Consider the following 20,127-nt stretch of genomic DNA (forward strand, 5'->3'; position numbering starts at 1 on the left):
AATGCTGGGTTTCGTTCCCTGTCTGCGTGCAAGGACGCACAGGCAGGCTCAACCCAGCCTACCCACTACTAACCACTTAAAAACTCACCACTACCCACCGAGCGTGGGCTGCGTCTCGGCCAAGTGTCGGAGCAATTCAGCCACATGGTCCGTGTCGCGTACCCGGTAGAGGGCGGCGCTGGGTTGGGGTCGGTCTGACACCAGGATGCCCAGGCCACGACCGCGCACGGCTCGAAAGGCGTCTTCGTCAGTCACATCATCGCCCACATAGAGGGGCAGGACCTCCGGACCGTCCAGTCCCAGCTCCGACAACAACCAGCGTACCGCCCGGCCCTTATCCCAGTCGATATCCGGCAGCAGCTCGATCACCTCTTTGCCGCCGGTCAGGTGCAGACGTGGAAAGTGCGCCTGCACACGCTTGACGGCGGATTCCACCGCGTCCGAACCCCCGCCGGCCTGCCGGCGGTAATGGACGACAATGGCAAAACGCTTGCGCGTCAGGCGCGCTTCGGGGATGGTCTTCAGTGCTGCGGTCAGATCCACCGAGGCCCGATCCAAGTCATCCAAGGCATCGATGCCCTCGGGGAGCTCCAAGCGCAAATCCGGACCCCGGATCTCCAGGCCATGGCTGCCCGCGTAGGTGATCTCTTGGAGCCCCACCAGCTCGGACACCTCATCGAGATCACGGCCACTGACCACCACGACCTGCGCCACCCGGGCGACGCTGCGTAGAATCAGGCGCATGTCCTCGGAGAGCCGGGCATCCTCCGGTCGATCATGGATGGGCGCCAAGGTTCCCCCGTAATCCAGAAACAGCGCCGGGCGTTTCCCCGCCAGCTGCTTCGAGACCCAGGCCACATCCGTCAAAGGCCGAGGGGACGAACACCTGTCGATGTCGGTTCCTTCGACATCGACGCGGCACAGATCCCGGACCACGCGGTCTGCACCATGCTGCCGCGTCTTCCGGTTCCATCCCCCGTGGTCGACACCGATGACAAGGGCGAAACGTCCGCGCTTGCCGGCGGTAATCCCGACGACCGTGTCTTCGAACACGACGGTTCTTGCAGGTACCACGCCCAGGCGGCGCACGGCTTCCAGAAAAATGTCCGGGTCCGGCTTGCTGTCCAGATCGAGGCGCTCGGCCTCCATTCCGTCGATTCGGGTGTCGAACAGGTCGGTGATCTTGGCCTGTTCCAGAACCAGGTCGCAGTGCTTGCTCGCGGAGACCACGGCCGTCTTGATGCCCGCCTTACGCAGGCGATGGATAAGGGCAATGGTACAACCGTAAACCCTTACGCCCTTTTCCTCGACGATTTGGTCGAAGATCAGGTTCTTGCGGTTGCCAAGACCGCAAATGGTGTCACGTTCCGGAGGATCGTCGGATTCCCCCTTGGGCAAGTCGATATGGCGAGCCAGAAGAAAGTGCTTTATGGCCTGGTAGCGAGGTCTACCGTCGATGTAGCGCCGATAGTCGAGGGCGCTATCGAAGTATCTGTAGTCCTCGCCCTGCTGGGAGGAGCGTTCGCGCAGATAGGTGTCGAAAAGGCGCTTCCAGGCACTGGCCTGGAGCTTGGCGATCTGGGTGACGACACCATCCAGATTGAAGATCGCGGCATCGATCTCCTCGCGCAAGACGGTGAGCTCAGGTACACGCATGGCGTGGGCCTTTATAGTCCAACCGTTCCATCGGAGTTGCAGTTGAAATCCTGATCAGATACGCAGATTGTCGCAGCTGCCTGCGTTCTTTGATTGGGCAACGGGCGGTGGCACCTGTCTGCCTTACCTGCCCGCAGGTAGCTGCTACAGGCAGACAGGTCCGCAAGACCATATTTCCGGAAAGCGCTATGTGTGCTCACCCCCAGGTCCGGGATCTACGGTAAAAGCGGGGGGATCGAAAATTGGCTATCGTTGACCCAGAAATGGACCAGAATGCTGGCCGCGTATCCGAGTGCGATGACCGGTGTCCACTTCAGATGGCTGAAGAAGGTGTACAGGCCGCGTGCCTGTCCCATCAGGGCCACCCCCGCCGCCGAGCCGATAGAGAGCAAGCTGCCGCCCACCCCGGCGGTCAGGGTCACCAACAGCCACTGGCCCATGGACATGTCGGGTTGCATCGTCAGCACCGCGAACATGACGGGGATATTGTCTACGATTGCAGACAGAATACCCACCATCACATTGGCCTGGGTGGCCCCCCATTCCACATACATCACCTCCGACGTCAACGCCAGGTAACCGATGAGGCCCAAGCCGCCGACACAGAGGATGACGCCGTAGAAGAACATCAAGGTATCCCATTCGGCACGGGCGATATTCTTGAAGACATCGAAGGGCACCACGTCGCCGAGCTCGAGCTGATTGAGATCGGTCTTGCGCCGTTTATAGGCGGCCCTCTGATCGAAGGTCTTCTTCAAGTAATACCCGAATAACTTGAGATAAGCCAGACCGGTCATCATCCCGACCATGGGCGGCAAATGGAGAAAATTGTGGAAGCTGACGGCGGTGGCGATGGTGCACAGAAACAGGAGGATGACCCGTTTCGCCCCCCGCTTCATGGTAACGACTTCACCGGAGGCCGGTGGTTGCTCATCGGGCACCGCAAAGTGCATGACGGCGGCCGGGATCACCCAGTTGACCACGGAAGGAACGAACAATAAAAAGAAGGTCTGGAAATCGACGATCCCCTTCTGCCAGACCATCAGCGTCGTGATGTCGCCGAAGGGACTGAATGCCCCACCGGCGTTGGCCGCTACCACGATATTGATGCAGGCAATGGTGACGAAGCGCGGATTGTCCCGACCCACCGCCAACACCACCGCACACATGAGCAGCGCCGTAGTCAGGTTGTCGGCCACCGGCGAGATGAAAAAGGCGAGCACGCCCGTGAACCAGAAGAGCTTGCGGTAGGAAAAACCGGACCGTACCAGCCAGGCGCGCAGGGCATCGAACACCAGCCGCTCGTCCATGGCGTTGATGTAGGTCATGGCCACGAGCAGGAATAGGAAGAGCTCGGCATACTCCAGGATGTTGTGCCGAACCGCCTGTTCCGCAGCGTGGGGCAGGCCATGGTGCGCGTAGACAGCCGCGATCATGGCCCAGATGATGCCGGCCGCAAGCAACACCGGCTTGGACTTACGCAGATGGGTGAACTCCTCGGCCATCACGAAACCGTAGGCCACGATGAAAACCACCAAGGCCGTGAAGCCCACAAAGTGATTGGTAAGATCGAGCTGTTCCCCGCCCCCGCCGGCAGCGGCCGAAACGGCTGCGGGAAAGGTGCTGAGCAGGGCCATAAGCGGCAGCATGGCAGTCAAAACCTTTTTCATGCTCTCCTCCTTATGTGGTTATATTTCGTAAGATATGGATTAAGGTGAATGGCACTTAGGCAAGCCGCCACCGGCTGAAAATGCCTGGGAGGGGTCGGCAAGGACAGGACGATAAAATCACCAGCGTCCGGCACCCGCCCAGGGAGTCGATTCGCACGCATCCTAGCCAAGGTTCCATCTCACAGCAACAACAACTCCCCGCAAGCAAATTCGTTCACCGGATGGATTGGACATGCACGGATTCAAGCCTCTGGAAAGCTCAATGGCGGAAAGCTCAATGGCAACCACCTTTACAGGTCGCTCGACTGACCAGGTTTGGCCCAGCGTACCAGAGACGCAAAGCAGGAAGCTTTACACACGCTCGCCTCCCCTTTCCCCCGTGACCAAAATAAAAAGCGGGGCGGCTTTGTAGTACCATGCGGCGTCGCAGGACCGCTTTCGGGTTCGGATCGCTAACGGGAATCGTCCGTTGGCCCATTTGGAGGGCAGCTTGAAAAAGAGGTATTTTCACCAATCAAGTTGATTACTCAATCGCACTGTTGACGAAAACCCTGTTTTTAAGATGCCCCGGAGTAATGTCATGATTGCGGTGCCCACTTCGGCCGCTTGCCGACGTCCTGCCGCCCCCCGCCGGTGGACGTATGTGGCCCTGTTCCTCGTCGCGGTAGTGGTCGTCATGCTCGCCGGCTGCGCCGGTAGTGAACAACCCAAGAGGCGGATCCGGGCGGCCGACCAGGTGGTGGTCGAAAAATCGAAGCGTAGGCTGACACTCATTCGGAACGGCGAGGTGTTGCGCGAATACCGCGTCGCGCTCGGCGAGCGGCCGTGGGGCCATAAGGTACGACAAGGTGACGAGCGGACACCGGAAGGCAATTACTTCCTCGATTGGCGCAATCCCAACAGCCGTTTCTACAAGTCCATCCATATCTCCTATCCCAATAAATGGGATATCCGATTCGCTCGCCTCAGGGGGTATGACCCGGGCGGCATGATCATGATCCACGGCCAACCCAACCACATCCGGTCCGCCAAGTTCAAGGAGCGGTACCTGACCCGGGACTGGACCAATGGTTGCATCGCCGTCCAGAACCACGAGATGGACGAGATCTGGCGGTTGGTTCGTTACGGCACACCGATCAAGATCCTACCCTGAGCCTGAGGTGTCCCCACAAATCAGCCTCTCCAGCGTGGGAACGAGCCAAAAAATTTGTCCGCAAATAAACGCAAATAGCCGCAAATCTACCTGAATGGAGCAATTGCGAGCGATTTGCGTTGATTCGCGTTCATTTGCGGAAAAAATGATTCCTATGTTATCGGTACTTCAGTAGGGCTGTACTCGGTTCGCATCTGAACCTTACAAGTGGTTTGCATGTTCGACTATCCGCAACTCGATCCCGTCGCCCTCTCCCTGGGGCCGCTCAAGGTCCACTGGTACGGACTCATGTACCTGTTGGGCTTCTTCGGCATCTGGGTGCTCGGTCGTTACCGCGCCTCGGATCCCGGCTCCGGGTGGGATGCCCGCATGGTGGACGATGTGGTCTTCTACGGTATCCTCGGGACCATTCTGGGGGGCCGCCTGGGTTACATGTTCTTCTACGGCCTCGATCAGCTGATCGCCAACCCCTGGAACCTGTTCAAGGTCTGGGAAGGCGGCATGTCCTTCCACGGCGGCCTGATCGGGGTATTTATCACGCTGTGGCTCTTCAGCCGCCGCCGCGGCATAGGCTTTTGGCAGGTCACGGATTTCGTCGCCCCCTTGGTGCCGCTGGCCTTATTCACCGGGCGGATCGGCAACTTCATCAACGGGGAGCTGTGGGGACATCCTACCGACGCCCCCTGGGGTATGCGCGTCCCCTGCGAGCGATTCGGCGAGTATTGCGGGGGACTACCGCCGGGCACCACGTGGAGCCCACCGCTGCATGCCTCCCAGCTCTACGAGGCCGCATTGGAGGGCCCGGCCCTGTTTCTGACCCTATGGATCTTCTCCGCCAGACCGCGGCCGACCATGGCCGTGTCGGGTATGTTTCTGCTCGGTTACGGCGTCTTTCGCTTGCTGGTCGAGTTTGTCCGCCAGCCGGACGCTCACATCGGTTATCTCGCCTTCGACTGGCTGACCATGGGCCAGGTCCTGACCCTGCCGATGGTCTTATTGGGAGTGCTTTTGCTGATACTGGCCTACCGGAGCATCCGGCCATCGAAGGCCGTGAAAAGGCCGTGAAGCGGTCGCCCCTGCCATAAAAAGGCCCGGCTTGCGCCGGGCCACCTGTTCTTCTCGCGAGAAGCGAAAGGGGGCAAACCTCCGACCCGGCAACTGCCTTGGGTTGCCGGGACAAACCCGATTCTCCCCCGTCACATGTTCAGTTTGCGGAACTTTTCAGAGAACTGGTCGCTTCTTTGACAAAGGTAACGTATTTATCCCGGATCCCGCTCATCCTCTCCATGCCCTTCTTGGCATCATCCATCAGGCGATCGCCGGTTTCCTTCGCCACCGTGGCCTGGAGGTCTTTCAAGCCCTTAAAGTCTTTGACCTTGGTGGCCAGCTCCATCTGGCGCTTGGCCTGATCCATCACGAATTCGACGGTTTCCATCTGGCTGGAAATGATCTCCTTCAAGGTCTCCATGTTGAGCTCGGCGAGCTTGTGCACGTTCTCCATGGCCTTGCCGCCCATCTCTTTTGTCATGTCAAAATTCTTTTCCGCGTTCATGGTGTATCTCCGCTGTGTGAAAAATAGGTAACCTCCAGCAATTGCTGCGGTGCAACAATTGCTGCACTGCACAATAATATCCCCAAACGGCTTTGTCAAGGGATCGCGTCGTCACCTGTCGAACCCTAGACAGGCATCGGTCGTAGGACCCCCGCCGCGCGGGCACTCGCTATCAAATCGTCCAATCCCAGGAGGCCGCACTTGTGGCCGGCCAGTGCATTGCAGTGGTCGAGCAGTGCCGGCGGGGCGAGCCCGGCGAGCAGACCGTCGATTACCGCGGCGTTGAAGACATCCCCAGCCCCCAGGGTATCCCTGACCAGCGGCGGTCTATGGGCAGGCGCGAAGCAGACCTCTCCGTCGCGGGGTTGGGCATAGGCCCCGGTCTCGCCCCAGGGCAGGATCAGCAGCCTGGCATCCGTGTGGCCCCATTGATCGCACAGGAAGCGGCGCGGGTCTGCATACCCGCGGCTCCGGGCATAGTGGCGGGAGAAAATCAGGACATCCGGCCCTGTGAACAGGGTCTCGATCCCGGGCCTCGGCTTCTCGACCTCCAGTGAAACCCCGGTCTCTGGGAAGCGCCGGGCGCAGTCCCGCAGCATGGCCGCAATCTCCTTGGGATCACGGCCCTCGAAGTGCACCCAATCATAGCCGGCGGGTCGGATCCGGGCGAAGTCGGACGCCGACAGCTCGGGTAGATCACGATAGTGGATGATAGTGCGGCTGCCGTTGGCCCGGCTCAGGACCACGTAGGAGGTGGGTGTGCTGCCGTGCGGATGGAAGACGCAAGATCCGGTGTCGATGCCGCGGCGTTCCAGGTCCTTAAGGACCCACGTCCCCTCGGCGTCCTTACCCAGGGTCCCCGCCCAGGCGCAGGCATGGCCCAACTGGCTGAGCACCGCCAGGGTATTGGCGGCATTGCCACCCCTGACGATGCGCCGATCCAGGGCACGTAGCTCCGCATCCTCCGCCGGGTAGGCCGCCACCTCATTGATGATATCCAGGGCGGCGACACCTACCACGAGGATACGCCGACGCCGCTCAGTCATGGCGCATCGGTAGAAAACGAATACAGCAGTATCGAAGTACCGATAACATGGGAATCATTTTTTTGCCGCAAATGAACGCAAATAAACGCAAATCGGTCACAATCGGCTCGCCATCATCGGGGGTTCTTGATCCCGTTGCGTTCAATTGCGTTGATTTGTGGCGAATGCTTCCGTGAGCTGGGACCTTCGAGCGCCGAAACATGCGCACGCAACTATACGGCTCCTTCATGGTCCGGTTCGGATGCCCGATGCATCGATGTAACCTGTTGCTTTCTATCCTTGTTTCCAGCTTTTTATCCACAGATGTACTCGCGGCATCGATCCGGGGTTCCGCGGCAAAATCGCAGTTGCGTGTCCCCATCCGGCCTTACTTCGGGGCACGCAAGGTCAGGGTCTTGCCGCGCTGTATGAGCTCGAACCGCTTCAGGTAGCTCATCCCCAGCAGAACCTCCTCCCCCGGCATATTGGGCAACACCGACGCCTGCACGCGGCGGGCCGTCAGACCTCCCAGGTCGACGCTGCCGAGCCGCGTGCTCCAGATCCGGATATTGCCGTTCGCCGTCTTGGCCATGCGTGCCGCACCCAAGGGCACACCGAGCCGGCGTGCCACCCGGAGCGGGAGTGCAACGTCCGTGGCGCCCGTATCGAGGAGAAAGACGACCGGCTCACCATTGATCCGGCCATTGGCTACGTAGTGCCCGGACCGATTGCGTTGCAGGATTACCTGGGGACGACCCTGCGCGTCCGGGGCCACCTGGAGATCCCGGTTCGGGTTCTCCTGATCGTTGAGCAGGCGTTGGAAGAACAGGGCAAGTATAGCCAGCCCCACCACCCAGGCCGCGAACAGCATGATCCGGCCGAGCCGTGAAGGCAGATCGTCAGTGCGGGGCAAATCCCGATTCATAACGGTGAACATAGGGACCGACCATCAGAAAAGCGAGGCACTGAGCTCGTAGACCGCCGCCAGCATATCCGCATCATCGGTCAGGGCCTGGGCGATGGCGCTCCGGCAGGCAGTGACCGGGGCAACGCCGGAGACGATCAGCTTGGCGGCGTGGACCAACAGCCGCGTCGAGGCCCCCTCGTCCAGGCCCTGGCCCTTGAGGTTGCGGGTCATGTGGGCGAACTTGACCAGCCGGCGTGCCTGCTCCGGGGCTACACCGGTCTCCTTCTCCAGGATCCGCTGCTCCAACCCGGCCTCCGGGTAGTCGAACTCCAGGGCTACGAAGCGTTGGCGCGTGCTCTGCTTGAGGTCCTTGAGCACGCTTTGGTAGCCGGGATTGTAGGAGATGGCAAGGCAAAAATCATCGGGCGCCGCCAACAGCTCCCCGGCCTTTTCCATGGGTAACACCCGCCGGTCATCGGCCAGGGGATGGATGACGACGGTGGTATCCTTGCGCGCCTCCACGATCTCATCCAGATAGCAGATCCCCCCGGCACGCACCGCCCGCGCCAGGGGACCGTCGACCCAGATGGTCTCGCCGCCCTTGACCAGGAAGCGGCCCACCAGGTCAGAAGCGGTCAGGTCATCGTGACAGGAGACGGTTATCAGTGCCCGCTTGAGTCGCCAGGCCATATGTTCCATGAAGCGCGTCTTGCCACAACCGGTAGGCCCCTTCAACAGCACCGGCAACCCGTTGCGGTAGGCGGCCTCGAACACCGCAATCTCGTTGCCCACGGACTCGTAGTAGGGTTCCTCCTCGATGAAGTACTCCTCGGGCTTCAGTATCCGCAACACCTGCTGCACCGACGGTCTCCTGTTTCAGAACCCGGCCTCAATCGGCGTGCCCAACATCGGTGTTGGGCACGGGCCATCCATTGATGCGGTTCGCGCCATCCGGCAGTGCCATCCTGAAGGATCTCCCGCGCTCACCGCATCCTACGCCCTTTACCCAACCTACGCGGCGCATGTGGTCGGGCGCGCAGGCCGCGCGGAGGTAGTGCGGGCGTAGGTTGCGTTAAGACGCCGGCACGGCCACGGCAGACGATCAGCGGGCCTTGGTGCGTCGTAACGCAACCCGTCCGCTCTATAGGCTAGATCGTCTTGTCGGACTTCTTTTTGCTTGTCTTCTCGCTTTTCTTCTTCTTGGATTCAGACTTTTTCTTGTCGCCTGACTTGGCTGATTTGCCCTTGCTATCGAGTCTCTTCTTAGCGCCTGACTCGACCGACTTGCTCTCGCTATCGAGTTTCTTCTTAGCGCTTGACTCAACCGACTTGCTCTTGCTATCAACCCCCTTCTCGTAGTCAGACCTGACCGATTTGCTTTTGCTATCGAACCTTTCCTTGGGGTCGGACCCGACCGACTTACTCTTGTGTTCGAGCTTCTTTTTGTCGTCCGACTCGACCGATTTGTAGGGTTTGGATTTACAGTGACCAGCGACATCTACGCCGTCCTTGCGCCTGTACGACTCTACCCAGCTGCAACCTTTCCTTTCGCACGGGCCCCGTTCGAGGCCCTTGCATGCCGATGCCGCCGGCACGGACACTGCGACGGACGAAAGGCCAATGGCCAGCGCGAAGGTAGCGAGCGTCACAACGCCTTTTCTTCTGAGCATAATTTCATACCTCTTTGGGATTGACGGTTGGTTTGTGCCAGCCGGAAGACGCATGGGCCACAACACATGACCCGTGCAGGACGAATACTCATCCGTCCGGTGGCGGCACGTCAGAAAGTAACAAACCGGCTTTGATGTCGCTACCTTTATTTATAATCACTAACGACAAAACGACATATCAATGCGGATTCTTAGGTTCAAGCCAGTTTTCCACGGATAGACCCGGTACGCGGGAGAATGCTCGCTCATTTGCGGTGACCAGGATCAGACCGAGCGTCAGGGCATGGGCGGCGATGAGCATGTCGTTGCCGCCAATGGGCGTACCCGAGCCCGTAGGGCGGGTCAGGCGCGTGCGCCAAGCGCCGCGATTACCGCGGCGGTGGGCGCGCCGTCACCCGCCGGATGGCGCTGACCTCCCGTATAGGGTGGGCTGTGCCCACCGCCTCGGTACAGGAACCAAAGTCGCGTTCGCTTTTTGAATCCGCAGATTACGCAGATTTTCACAGATTGTTTCTTTCTTCATCTGCGTAATCTGCGGATATAAGAGCATACGGCGAATGGCGCAAGCTTATCCGCCCTACGCGGGCTCAGAAATGTCAACTGCCTCTAGCCGTCGGAATCTACGCCTCTGAGTCTTTCAGCTACGTACACAGGCCCTCTGCGCCGGTGCATGACAGCAACGATCTGTACCTCATGGTTCACAATGCGATAGATGAGGGAATAAGGGAATCTGAAAAGGGGTTTGCGGCGGAGCTCCCCATAAACAACTGGGCAAGAAAAAGGCGCCCCGGACAGTTGATGAAGTGCCGTGCTAACTTCGGTCAAGAGACCATCGCCAAGTCCAGGGCCCTTGTCGTCATAGTAGCCGACCGCTCCGGCCAACTCGTGTTCGGCGAGAGGTTCGAAACAGACGTTTTTCACCGGCTGTGGTTACGGAGACCGTCGAGCACATCCTGCGCTGGAATCAGTTCCACCTCGCCGGCATCGATTTGGCGACAGCGATGTTCCGCCTCCCTGAGCCAGAGTCGTTCGATTTCCACCTCATCTACCGACTCGGCATCATCAAGACTCTCAATCAACAAGCCGGCAAGTCTCGCCCGGCGTTCGGGATCGAGGTCCAGTGCCAACTCCTCGACTGTCCCAGTCCCAATAGTCATTGGTGATCCACCTCTCATGCCGTGTGGTCACATACCGCGGCCCGCGTAGGGCGAGAAAGCGCAACGCATCCCGCCAACAGCCTTCCGGCGGGTTGCGACCGTCCCTGGTCTTACCCGCCCTACGAGCTCGTGTCTACGTCCCCTTTAGTGTTTGCCGCTGCTTCTTAAATAGTCGGGAGGACTCCTTTCGATTCGCTTCCTGGATCGCGGCTACCCCCTTCAGATCCTCCCGAATTCTCCGAAACTGCTTTTCCCACAGGCTCGAGCCTTCGTTGGTCCAGCGCTGGTTCAGCTGTAGTTTCTTGCTCATGGGATTCCTCTTTGGGTGGTGGTTCGGATTGCCATTGCTCGCTCAAATCGTTGAGGCACGCCACGACGGGTGCAGTATTACTACCCAAACCGGAAAAATTATTGGTTCGGGCACGTAACCAGACTTCTATGTTCCGCTCCGCATCATTGGGGGCGCGGACCTTGGTGAAGAGCTCACTCGCCTCTTTCCGGTCGATAACGAACGAATGAGAAGGATAGCCCGTCAACAGGGTGTCGATGTTTTCTTGCGAGGTATTTCGAAACTTCTTGGCCAATCGCTCCCCATAACGAGTGGCGACTCTCAGCGCCCGCTGCTGTTCACCAAGCCTCATCGGATCGATCTGGCTGGTGATCGGGGCCACGATTTTACACGCCATCTCCGAAGAAAGCTGAGCGGTAATTTTCGTACCCAATCCGCTTCCGAGGCTGATATCCAACAGATAGTCCCGAAAGATTGCCATTACTTGGTCCTGGATCGCCGACAGCGACTGCAGAATATCCAACCCGGAAGATGCCTCGAACAGCTCGTCCTTTTTTCTGAACTGCACATCAAGTGGCCCCAACTCGCCGCGATCGGACACGATAAGCTCGTTCGCCCCGATTGCGACGAGGGTTCCGGCACTCTTGCAGACATCGGGGATCATCAGCCGAAAATCATCCGGATAGTGATGCCCGAACGCCCGCGCGATCCGATAACCCGCGTTGGCGCCACCGCCCAAGGTTACCAATACCAGGTAACTGTTAGGTCCCGTGTGATTATATACCAAGGAGGAGCTATCCTTTGTTGCAGGCAAGAGCGGTCTTACAGCTGCTTGCGGGAGAGGGAGCGGAAGGAACCGGCAAGGTAGCCGCGGGGCTGATCAGGAGCGCCTGATCTGATCCTCACATCACCCGAATCCTGAGTCGAGCGATTACCCTGATGAACATCCACGTGCACCAGCACGCCCGCACCACCCCGGCCATCCGTCTGGAACTCCAGGCTCAGCCCGCGTCAGTGAGCAACCGGGAATTGGCAGCAGTCTACCACCTCAATCGCCACACGGTTGCGAAATGGCGCCGACGCGAAGGGACAGATGATGCCTCCCACCGCCCGCACCGGCTCCAGGCGACCCTCAGCGCGGCCCAGGCAGCGGTGGTCGTGGCCTTGCGTGAGAGCCTGCTGTTGCCCCTGGATGACCTGCTGGCGGTGACCCGCGAGTTCATCCACGGCGAGGTCTCGCGCTCGGGCCTGGACCGCTGTCTGCGCCGCCATGGCGTGTCGAACCTCAAGGCGCTGATGCCCCAGGAGGACGGCGCTAAGACGCCGGTCAAGTCCCTCAAGGCGTATGCGCCCGGTTTTGTGCACGTCGATGTGAAATACCTGCCGCAGATGCCGGGTGAGGACCAACGCCGCTACCTGTTTGCTGCCATTGATCGCGCCACCCGCTGGGTTTATGTGGAGCTCCTCCCGGACAAGTCAGCCGCCTCTGCCAGCGGTTTCCTCAAGCGCTTGATCGAGAAGGCGCCGTTCACCATCACCAAGGTCCTCACCGACAATGGCAAGGAATTCACCGACCGCTTCTGTGCCACCGGTCAGCGCCCGCCGACCGGCGCCCACGCCTTTGATCGGGTGTGTACCGACAACCACATCGAACATCGCCTGATCAAGCCCAGAACCCCGCAGACTAACGGCATGATCGAGCGCTTCAATGGCCGCATCGCTGACGTGCTGCGCACCACCCGCTTCGACTCCTCCGAGCACTTGGCCGACACCCTCAAACGCTACGTCCAGGTCTATAATCAACACCTTCCACAACAGGCTTTGGGTCACATCCCGCCCCTTCAAGCCATGAAAAGCTGGTACCAAAAACAACCCAATCTGTTCAAAAAACGTGTCTATAATCTGGCGGGACTTGACACTTCGTCTGTGCCTCGGGTCTCTGCCCGTCACCATCCGTCGAACATGAGCTAAGTACAGACCCATGACATCTAATCATCCGAGACCCGATGCTAGCAGGATCGCGCCCCGGTTCCCTGACACTGGACCCTTGCCTACCGACCTTGTGGGTGCAGGCTCACGAGCTGAACTCACGGCCCCGGATACTCTCCGGTATGGGCGAAACGAGCGGGGAACCAATCTACGTATAGGCTCGTGGCCTTCGGTAGAGGCTTCTTCCCAGGTACGCCCCATCGAATCCCTCGATAGCCCTCGACATTTCCTTGGGAACAGACCATCCAAGGATGCGTCCTCCTGTCTACTGGGTAAAACAATGATTGTTTTGGGCGGTGCTCCCGCCCACTCCGAATTCCATTTACGCAAGCTCCAACAACGCCTGCTGGTTGCCACCGGGCAGGTCCTGCAATGTGTTGCCGAATACAGGTATTTCGTGGATCTCGGGCAGGATCTGCTCCCGGAGGAAGGGGTGCGGTTGGAGCGGTTGCTGCACCATGGCCCCCGGCCGCCCGGACCGGAGCCGGAGGGAGCCCTGGTGCTGGTGGTGCCGCGTGCGGGGACCATCTCTCCCTGGTCGTCCAAGGCCACGGATATCGCCCATAACTGCGGCCTGAACAAGATCCGGCGCCTGGAGCGGGGTGTCGCTTATTTCCTCCAGGCCCGGTCCGCTAAGGTCGATGACGGCTTGCTGGTTGCTGCCGCGGCCCCCCTCCACGACCCCATGACCCAGGTCCCGCTATTCGCTATGAAGGACGCCTGCCGGCTGTTCGACCGGGCCGAGCCGCGTCCGCACCGGTCCATTGATGTGCTGAGCGGGGGGCGGGCGAATCTGGTGGCCGCGAACAGCGAGCTTGGTCTTGCCTTGTCCGGGGATGAGATCGACTACCTGGTGGCGGGCTTCAGGGATCTGGGGCGCAATCCCACGGATGTGGAGCTGATGATGTTTGCCCAGGTGAACTCCGAACACTGCCGGCACAAGATCTTCAATGCCGACTGGACGATCGACGGCGAGCCCCAGGACCGGTCCCTGTTCGCCATGATCCGCCACACTACCACCTGCTCACCGCAGGGGATCTTGTCGGCCTACCGAGACAATGCCGCCGTGGTGGCGGGTTGGCCGGGGAAGCGCTTCCTGGTGTCCCCTGAGGATGGGGTCTACGGTGAGCACGACGAGGCCATCCACCTGTTGATGAAGGTGGAGACCCACAATCACCCCACGGCGATCGCCCCCGATCCGGGCGCGGCCACCGGCGTCGGTGGGGAGATCCGGGACGAGAGCGCCACCGCTCGGGGCGCCAAACCCAAGGCGGGCCTGTGCGGCTTCTCGGTGTCGAACCTACGCCTCCCGGACCAGGTGTTGCCCTGGGAGCAGGACTACGGCAAGCCGAGTCATATGGCCTCGGCCCTGGACATCATGCTCGAGGGCCCCATCGGTGCGGCCGCCTTCAACAACGAGTATGGGCGTCCCAATCTGTGCGGCTACTTTCGGACCTACGAACAGGAGGTACCGGGACCCGAAGAGACCGAATTACGCGGCTACCACAAGCCCATCATGATCGCCGGTGGCCTCGGCAACATCCACCCCAAACACATTTTCAAAGAGAAGCAACTTCCGCCGGGCACACCCCTGATCGTACTCGGCGGACCTGCCATGCTCATCGGTCTGGGGGGCGGGGCCGCCTCCAGCGTGGCGTCCGGGTCTTTAGCCCAGGACCTGGATTTCGCCTCCGTCCAGCGCGCCAACCCAGAGATGGAGCGGCGTTGCCAGGAGGTCATCGACAGCTGTTGGGCCCGCGGTGAGGAGAATCCCATCCTGTTTATCCACGACGTAGGGTCGGGCGGGCTCTCCAATGCCCTGCCGGAATTGATACAGGACGCCCGTCGCGGTGGACGCTTCGCGCTGCGGGAGGTTCCGAACGACGATCCGGGCATGTCGCCCATGGAGCTCTGGTGCAACGAGTCCCAGGAGCGCTATGTGCTGGCGGTGGCCGCCGAGCGACTCGCGGTGTTTAAGGCCATCTGCGCGCGCGAACGTTGTCCCTACGCGGTCATCGGGGAGGCGACCGGCAAGGAACGCCTGCTGCTGACCGATGCCCACTTCGGGGACACGCCCATCGATCTGCCCATGTCCCTGCTGTTCGGCAAACCCCCACGGATGTCGCGGACCGCTGCACGCATCGAATTTCAGAGACCGGAGCTGGACTTGGCGCAGGTATCACTATCGGAAGCGGTACAACGGATACTGCGTCTGCCCACGGTAGCCAACAAGGGGTTTCTGATTACTATCGGTGACCGCAGTGTTAGCGGTCAGGTGGCGCGCGACCAGATGGTAGGCCCCTGGCAGATACCGGTTGCCGACGTGGCGGTCACCCTCAGCGATTACGCGGGGGTAACGGGCGAGGCCATGGCCATGGGCGAGCGGCCCCCGGTGGCGCTGATCGATCCGGCGGCCGCGGGACGCCTGGCCGTAGGCGAGGCCATCACCAATCTGGCCGCCGCCGCCATCGACCGGATCGACCACATCCGGCTCTCCGCCAACTGGATGGCGGCGGCCGGACACCCAGGGGAGGATGTCGGGCTCTTCGACACCGTCCACGCCCTAGGCCTGGAGCTATGCCCGGCCTTGGGGGTGGCGATCCCCATGGGCAAGGACTCGCTGAGCATGCAGACCCTGTGGACGGACCGCACTGGCCGCTCGCGGGAGATGATCGCCCCGCTGTCATTGATCGTCTCGGCCTTCGCGCCGGTATGGGACGCCGGCCGCACCCTCACCCCCCAGCTGCGCCTGGATGCGGGTGCTACGGATCTGATCCTCATCGACCTCGGGCAGGGACGCAACCGCCTCGGGGCCTCTTGCCTGGCCCAGGTCTACGGGCAGGTCGGCAATCAGGCCCCGGACCTGGATGATCCACGGTTGCTCACAGGGTTTTTCGCCGCTGTGCAGGCACTCAATCGGGAGGGTCTGATCCTGGCCTACCATGACCGCTCCGATGGGGGGCTGTTCGTGACCCTGTGCGAGATGGCCTTCGCCGGGCGTTGTGGTCTGGATGTGGACCTGGAGCCGTTAGGGCCGGAAGCGCTGGCCGTGCTCTTCAGCGAAGAGCTGGGGGCCGTGATCCAGACTCGGCGCGGGGACCGGGACGCCGTGCTCAAGCTACTCGCTGAGCAAGGCTTGGGCGATTGCAGCTGCGTGATCGGCACGCCCCAGGAATCGGAAGCCATCCGGTTCTGGAGAGGGCGTCGCAAAAGCCCCTCTCCCGGCCGGGAGAGCGCTTGCCCCGAGCGTAGCGAGGGGGCTTGGGGAGAGGGGATCGAGGGTGGAGAGGGGATCAAAGGGCAAAGAACCGAGATCCTCACGGCATCTCGCACGGAGCTGCAACAGATCTGGTCCGAGACCAGTTTCCATATGCAATCCCTGCGCGACAATCCGGACTGTGCCCGCGAGGAGTTCGAACGCATCGCCGATACCGCCGATCCGGGCCTGACCGCGGCACTTGGCTTTAACCCCGCTGACGATATAGCGGCCCCTTACGTCCTGAGCGGGGTGCGCCCGCGGCTGGCGGTGCTCCGGGAACAGGGCGTGAACGGACAGCTGGAAATGGCGGCGGCCTTCCACCAGGCCGGATTCACGTGCGTGGATGTACACATGTCCGACCTCATGGCCGGTCGGCTGGACCTGGCGGGCTTTCACGCCCTGGCGGCCTGCGGCGGCTTCTCCTACGGCGATGTCCTGGGCGCGGGGGCGGGCTGGGCCAAGTCGATCCTGTTCAACCCGCGGGCGCGGGACCAATTCCAGGCCTTCTTCGAACGGCGGGAGACCTTCGCCCTGGGGGTGTGCAACGGCTGTCAGATGCTCTCCCACCTCCGGGAGTTGATTCCGGGTGCGGACCATTGGCCCCGCTTCGTGCGCAACCGCTCGGAGCAGTTCGAGGCGCGGTTGGTAATGGTGGAGATAACGGACTCGCCGTCGGTGTTGTTGGGCGGCATGGCCGGCTCCCGACTGCCCATTGTCGTGGCCCACGGCGAGGGACGGGCGGAGTTTGACGCCGGGGATTTATCCGATGTCGCCCCGCAGGTGGCGCTGCGTTACGTCGAAAATAACGGCGACATCGCCATGCGTTATCCGGCCAATCCGAACGGCTCCCCGGCAGGTATCACGGGACTCACCACCACCGATGGGCGCGTAACCATCATGATGCCCCATCCGGAGCGGCTGTTCCGGGCCCTCCAGTACAGCTGGCGGCCGGACCATTGGGCGCCGGACCATTGGGAGAAAGATGGCCCCTGGATGCGGCTGTTCAGAAACGCCCGAGTGTGGGTGGATTGAGCAATCCTGAATAATTCGGCGCTGTTTGGGGAACCGGACGTGGCGGAATTCGATCCCTAGTATCCACTTTCACCTGATTTTGCATGTTTATGCTGTTATCCGCAGATTACGCAGATTCTCGCAGATGAAAAACGAAATAATCTGTGAAAATTTTTTCTCGTTCCCACGCGCTGCGTGGGAACGCCCAAGCTCCGCGCCGCGGAGTGTTTCAGAGGTCCCATGAGCCATAGCCGCTATCCTATTTCCATGTTCCCACGTAGCCCGTAGATTCCGGCGGGATGCGCTGCGCTTTCCCGCCCTACGGCCTGCCGAGGGTCGGTCGGGGGGGGGGGCTGCCACGGGTCAGGAGACCCGACAAAGTTAAGCGGAGAAACTGGTCGAATCAGGTCCTGGCCTACCGAATGCGTTATCAGATTATTTCCAGGCTGAAGCCAGGCCGATAATTGTCTCCGGAAGGCTGGGCTGATCCGAATTGACCTACCAGGGATCGATCGAGGGCTGCCACGGGTCCGGGGCCCCGATAAGAAGTGAGTCGAGCCAGCCGATCAATGCTTGGGGGGTGGAGGGCCTTACCGGGGGGTCGAGAGTAGCGAGATTTTATTGTCGGGGTCAGTTAGAGCTCTCGGGGTCGAAGGCTGGCCCGCCACTATCACGGCTGAGACGCCGGGCGGATGGAACACCACCCGCGGGCTTGCGCTGTAGCCCACTTGGGACAGGAAAATCCCCTCATCGGGCAGAGTTGAATGTCAACCGCCCGGGCGAGATATTTCGAGGCCGATATGAAGAAGAAGAAGGCTGGACGAAGGCTGGTTGGGACAACTCAAAGCGTCGTCCGGCGGGGCAAGAAGTCACCCTGCTCATCGGTGCGGAGCTTAACTCGGTCAAAGCGGGCATCCCCACCGCCGCCGGCTTTCGATAAAGGAGATCAAGGCGCGCAATCCGCCGGCCCTATGGACAGGCGACGCAAAGACCTATCCTGGCGGGCTTCCGCCAGGCGCACGTCAGGATCGATTACCAAGTTCGTGGACCGGGCTACAGCATCAACTGGGCCCTTATCGCCATCGCCCAGCTCGTACAGCGGCTTCGTCGATCGGGTCCTTACCGTCAACTTCGATCCCCTGGTGATCAGGCCTGCGCCCTGGTGAAATTTCCGGCGGTCTATGACTTTTGCCATCCCAATCTTCAAACCCGCCGACATCCCCGACCAGGCCGTGTTCCATCTCCATGGACGCTCCGGAGTTTCGCCTACACTGAACTCGGAGCGGGAGATTGAGCACTCCGGGTCCCTGGCGGTATTCGAGGGACGCCGGACGGGGCCGTATGTGGATCGTGGTGGGCTGGCAGGGGAGAACGACGGTTTTCGACCACTTGGCGCACCCCAGTTCGACAACGGATCACCTACCAGGACAACGAACCCCTGCACAGGTGCGCGAACATCTGCTCCAGCCGGACGAAGCTATGCCTTCTACATCCAAGGGGCTATGACGCGGACGGCTTCTTCATTGAAACTGGCCCAACAGCTCGGATGCTTCCGCCGGGGTGGTGTTATAATTCTGTTGTTTTGATGTACTTGAATGTTGATTTATAATATCTATTTGAAGACCCTAAAAGCAAAGTTACAACACTACCATGTATCCCCTAGCGCTTGAAACCAACATCGAGGGCGGCATTGCCGCTAGGGAGTTATGTTTGGGCATTCGGCCAGCGACGCCTTCTCATCATTCCCTTTAATTGGGCCCTCTCGCTGCGGTAGCTCCGATGGCGGCAGCATTGAAGGGGCCTTACCCTCAGCCCAGGTAAAGCTCAGTCGGTAGAGCGGGGACTAAAAAAATCCATTGTCAACAGTTCGATTCTATCCCTAGGCACCAATAGCCAATAAATAAAGACTGACGGATCAGTGGTTCTGCCATGAGGATGTAATTCGTTACTATTCAAGTACCCATTCATACTTATATAAAACAAAGAGGCTTGCTTTTCTAAGTTACGATGATGGAGTGGAAAATGCAGTGTTTTCGTGCGTTTCCACGCGATGAAAACAACATCTTGTGCTTTGTAGGCCGCCAAACCTGAAATATCTTATTACCCTGAATAGTTACCGCAATTCTTAAGGTCACCTACAGCAGGGCGGCTTAAAAGGGCACCTTGAAAATACGATTCTCGTCAACAGCACGCTTCTATAATCCAATGACGGGTTAGAGTCCAGCGATCGGTGAAAACGCCTATTTTCAAGATGCCCATAGAAAAGAACAATCCTACCATATTAGCCCGACCATGCAATCCCTCCCCTCTGGGTCCTGGTCTCGAAAACCGAAATCAGGGTTGTGCTGCAGGGAGCCAGAAGTTCGTCAGGGACTGAATAGTTACTCACTTACCGCAGCTCTCCAAGATTTCCCGAAGAGTTTCAAGGAATTAAAGCAGTTAAAGGACAACCTGATGACCCAAGAAACCAAAGATCACAGTAATAACGTACGACCCAATATGGTCCATCACTTGAGTACGATTTCTCTCAACTACGTGCACTCAAACGAGCAGGTTATCAAACAGTAGTCGTTTTGCAAATGGTTATGTTTCTCGCGAAACGCTATGGGAAAGGTGCAAATATTTCCGACCATATTCACTTAATGAAATTGCTAAACTCGTTGCAGGAAACCTCTATATTGGAATATCAGTAGTAACCACAACATATCATCGAGCCAAGGGAGATAACAATACAGATCAAGTCACGTATTAATACCTATTGTATGGGGGAGGTGTTCACGCCACTGTAT

15 protein-coding genes and 1 pseudogene are annotated in these 20,127 nt (G+C 59.8%); 5 read left to right on the forward strand and 11 right to left on the reverse strand.

What is annotated here, in order from left to right; all coding sequences use genetic code 11:
• Nucleotides 1-90: 90 nt before the first annotated feature.
• On the reverse strand, nt 91-1,656 hold the full coding sequence (gene otsB, locus E1958_RS04865; protein ID WP_133510859.1) for a trehalose-phosphatase: 1,566 nt from the start codon (nt 1,654-1,656) through the stop codon (nt 91-93).
• A gap of 215 nt (nt 1,657-1,871) precedes the next feature.
• The gene (nhaD, locus tag E1958_RS04870) at nt 1,872-3,326 is read right to left on the reverse strand and encodes a sodium:proton antiporter NhaD (RefSeq protein ID WP_424945066.1); all 1,455 of its coding nucleotides are present in this window, start codon (nt 3,324-3,326) and stop codon (nt 1,872-1,874) included.
• Between the two features lie 580 nt (nt 3,327-3,906).
• Between nhaD and E1958_RS04875 the strand changes: the two genes are divergently transcribed.
• Together E1958_RS04875 and lgt are read left to right on the forward strand one after the other, a co-directional pair.
• Nucleotides 3,907-4,479, forward strand: coding sequence for a L,D-transpeptidase family protein (locus E1958_RS04875; protein ID WP_243448445.1), 573 nt, complete (start codon nt 3,907-3,909; stop codon nt 4,477-4,479).
• 216 nt (nt 4,480-4,695) lie between these two features.
• Complete coding sequence (gene lgt / locus E1958_RS04880) at nt 4,696-5,544, forward strand: prolipoprotein diacylglyceryl transferase (RefSeq protein WP_133510860.1); 849 nt, start codon at nt 4,696-4,698, stop codon at nt 5,542-5,544.
• A gap of 139 nt (nt 5,545-5,683) precedes the next feature.
• Here the strand turns inward: lgt and E1958_RS04885 are convergent, their stop codons facing one another.
• The 9 genes and pseudogenes from E1958_RS04885 to E1958_RS04925 all read right to left on the reverse strand — a co-directional run bounded on the left by E1958_RS04885 (nt 5,684) and on the right by E1958_RS04925 (nt 11,866).
• Nucleotides 5,684-6,031 (reverse strand): phasin family protein, encoded by a 348-nt coding sequence (locus tag E1958_RS04885; protein ID WP_133510861.1) that lies wholly within the window; start codon nt 6,029-6,031, stop codon nt 5,684-5,686.
• A 125-nt stretch (nt 6,032-6,156) separates the two neighbouring features.
• Nucleotides 6,157-7,077, reverse strand: a complete 921-nt coding sequence (locus E1958_RS04890; protein ID WP_133510862.1) for a PfkB family carbohydrate kinase — start codon at nt 7,075-7,077, stop codon at nt 6,157-6,159.
• Between the two features lie 367 nt (nt 7,078-7,444).
• Complete coding sequence (locus E1958_RS04895) at nt 7,445-7,993, reverse strand: retropepsin-like aspartic protease family protein (RefSeq protein ID WP_243448446.1); 549 nt, start codon at nt 7,991-7,993, stop codon at nt 7,445-7,447.
• Nucleotides 7,994-8,005: 12 nt separating this feature from the next.
• Nucleotides 8,006-8,824, reverse strand: a complete 819-nt coding sequence (locus E1958_RS04900; RefSeq protein ID WP_133510863.1) for a CbbQ/NirQ/NorQ/GpvN family protein — start codon at nt 8,822-8,824, stop codon at nt 8,006-8,008.
• Between the two features lie 287 nt (nt 8,825-9,111).
• The gene (locus E1958_RS04905) at nt 9,112-9,633 is read right to left on the reverse strand and encodes a hypothetical protein (RefSeq protein ID WP_133510864.1); all 522 of its coding nucleotides are present in this window, start codon (nt 9,631-9,633) and stop codon (nt 9,112-9,114) included.
• Nucleotides 9,634-9,811: 178 nt separating this feature from the next.
• Nucleotides 9,812-9,958, reverse strand: a pseudogene (locus E1958_RS21170) (PIN domain-containing protein); the annotation flags it as partial.
• A gap of 281 nt (nt 9,959-10,239) precedes the next feature.
• On the reverse strand, nt 10,240-10,554 hold the full coding sequence (locus E1958_RS21885) for a type II toxin-antitoxin system RelE/ParE family toxin (protein WP_133510865.1): 315 nt from the start codon (nt 10,552-10,554) through the stop codon (nt 10,240-10,242).
• A complete protein-coding gene (locus E1958_RS04920) occupies nt 10,551-10,790 on the reverse strand; it encodes an addiction module protein (RefSeq protein ID WP_133510866.1) in 240 nt (79 codons plus the stop codon). The genes E1958_RS21885 and E1958_RS04920 overlap by 4 nt, the downstream gene beginning before the upstream one ends.
• A 164-nt stretch (nt 10,791-10,954) precedes the next feature.
• Complete coding sequence (locus tag E1958_RS04925) at nt 10,955-11,866, reverse strand: SDH family Clp fold serine proteinase (protein WP_208108570.1); 912 nt, start codon at nt 11,864-11,866, stop codon at nt 10,955-10,957.
• Nucleotides 11,867-12,018: 152 nt separating this feature from the next.
• Between E1958_RS04925 and E1958_RS04930 the strand changes: the two genes are divergently transcribed.
• The 3 genes from E1958_RS04930 to E1958_RS04940 all read left to right on the forward strand — a co-directional run bounded on the left by E1958_RS04930 (nt 12,019) and on the right by E1958_RS04940 (nt 18,278).
• A complete protein-coding gene (locus E1958_RS04930; protein ID WP_133510868.1) occupies nt 12,019-13,050 on the forward strand; it encodes an IS481 family transposase in 1,032 nt (343 codons plus the stop codon).
• Between the two features lie 298 nt (nt 13,051-13,348).
• Nucleotides 13,349-17,359, forward strand: coding sequence for a phosphoribosylformylglycinamidine synthase (gene purL, locus E1958_RS04935; RefSeq protein ID WP_133510869.1), 4,011 nt, complete (start codon nt 13,349-13,351; stop codon nt 17,357-17,359).
• Between the two features lie 739 nt (nt 17,360-18,098).
• On the forward strand, nt 18,099-18,278 hold the full coding sequence (locus E1958_RS04940; RefSeq protein WP_133510870.1) for a hypothetical protein: 180 nt from the start codon (nt 18,099-18,101) through the stop codon (nt 18,276-18,278).
• The last annotated feature ends 1,849 nt before the right edge of the window (nt 18,279-20,127 follow it).

It is taken from the genome of Candidatus Thiosymbion oneisti, from assembly GCF_004359955.1.
Taxonomy (GTDB): domain Bacteria; phylum Pseudomonadota; class Gammaproteobacteria; order Chromatiales; family Chromatiaceae; genus Thiosymbion; species Thiosymbion oneisti.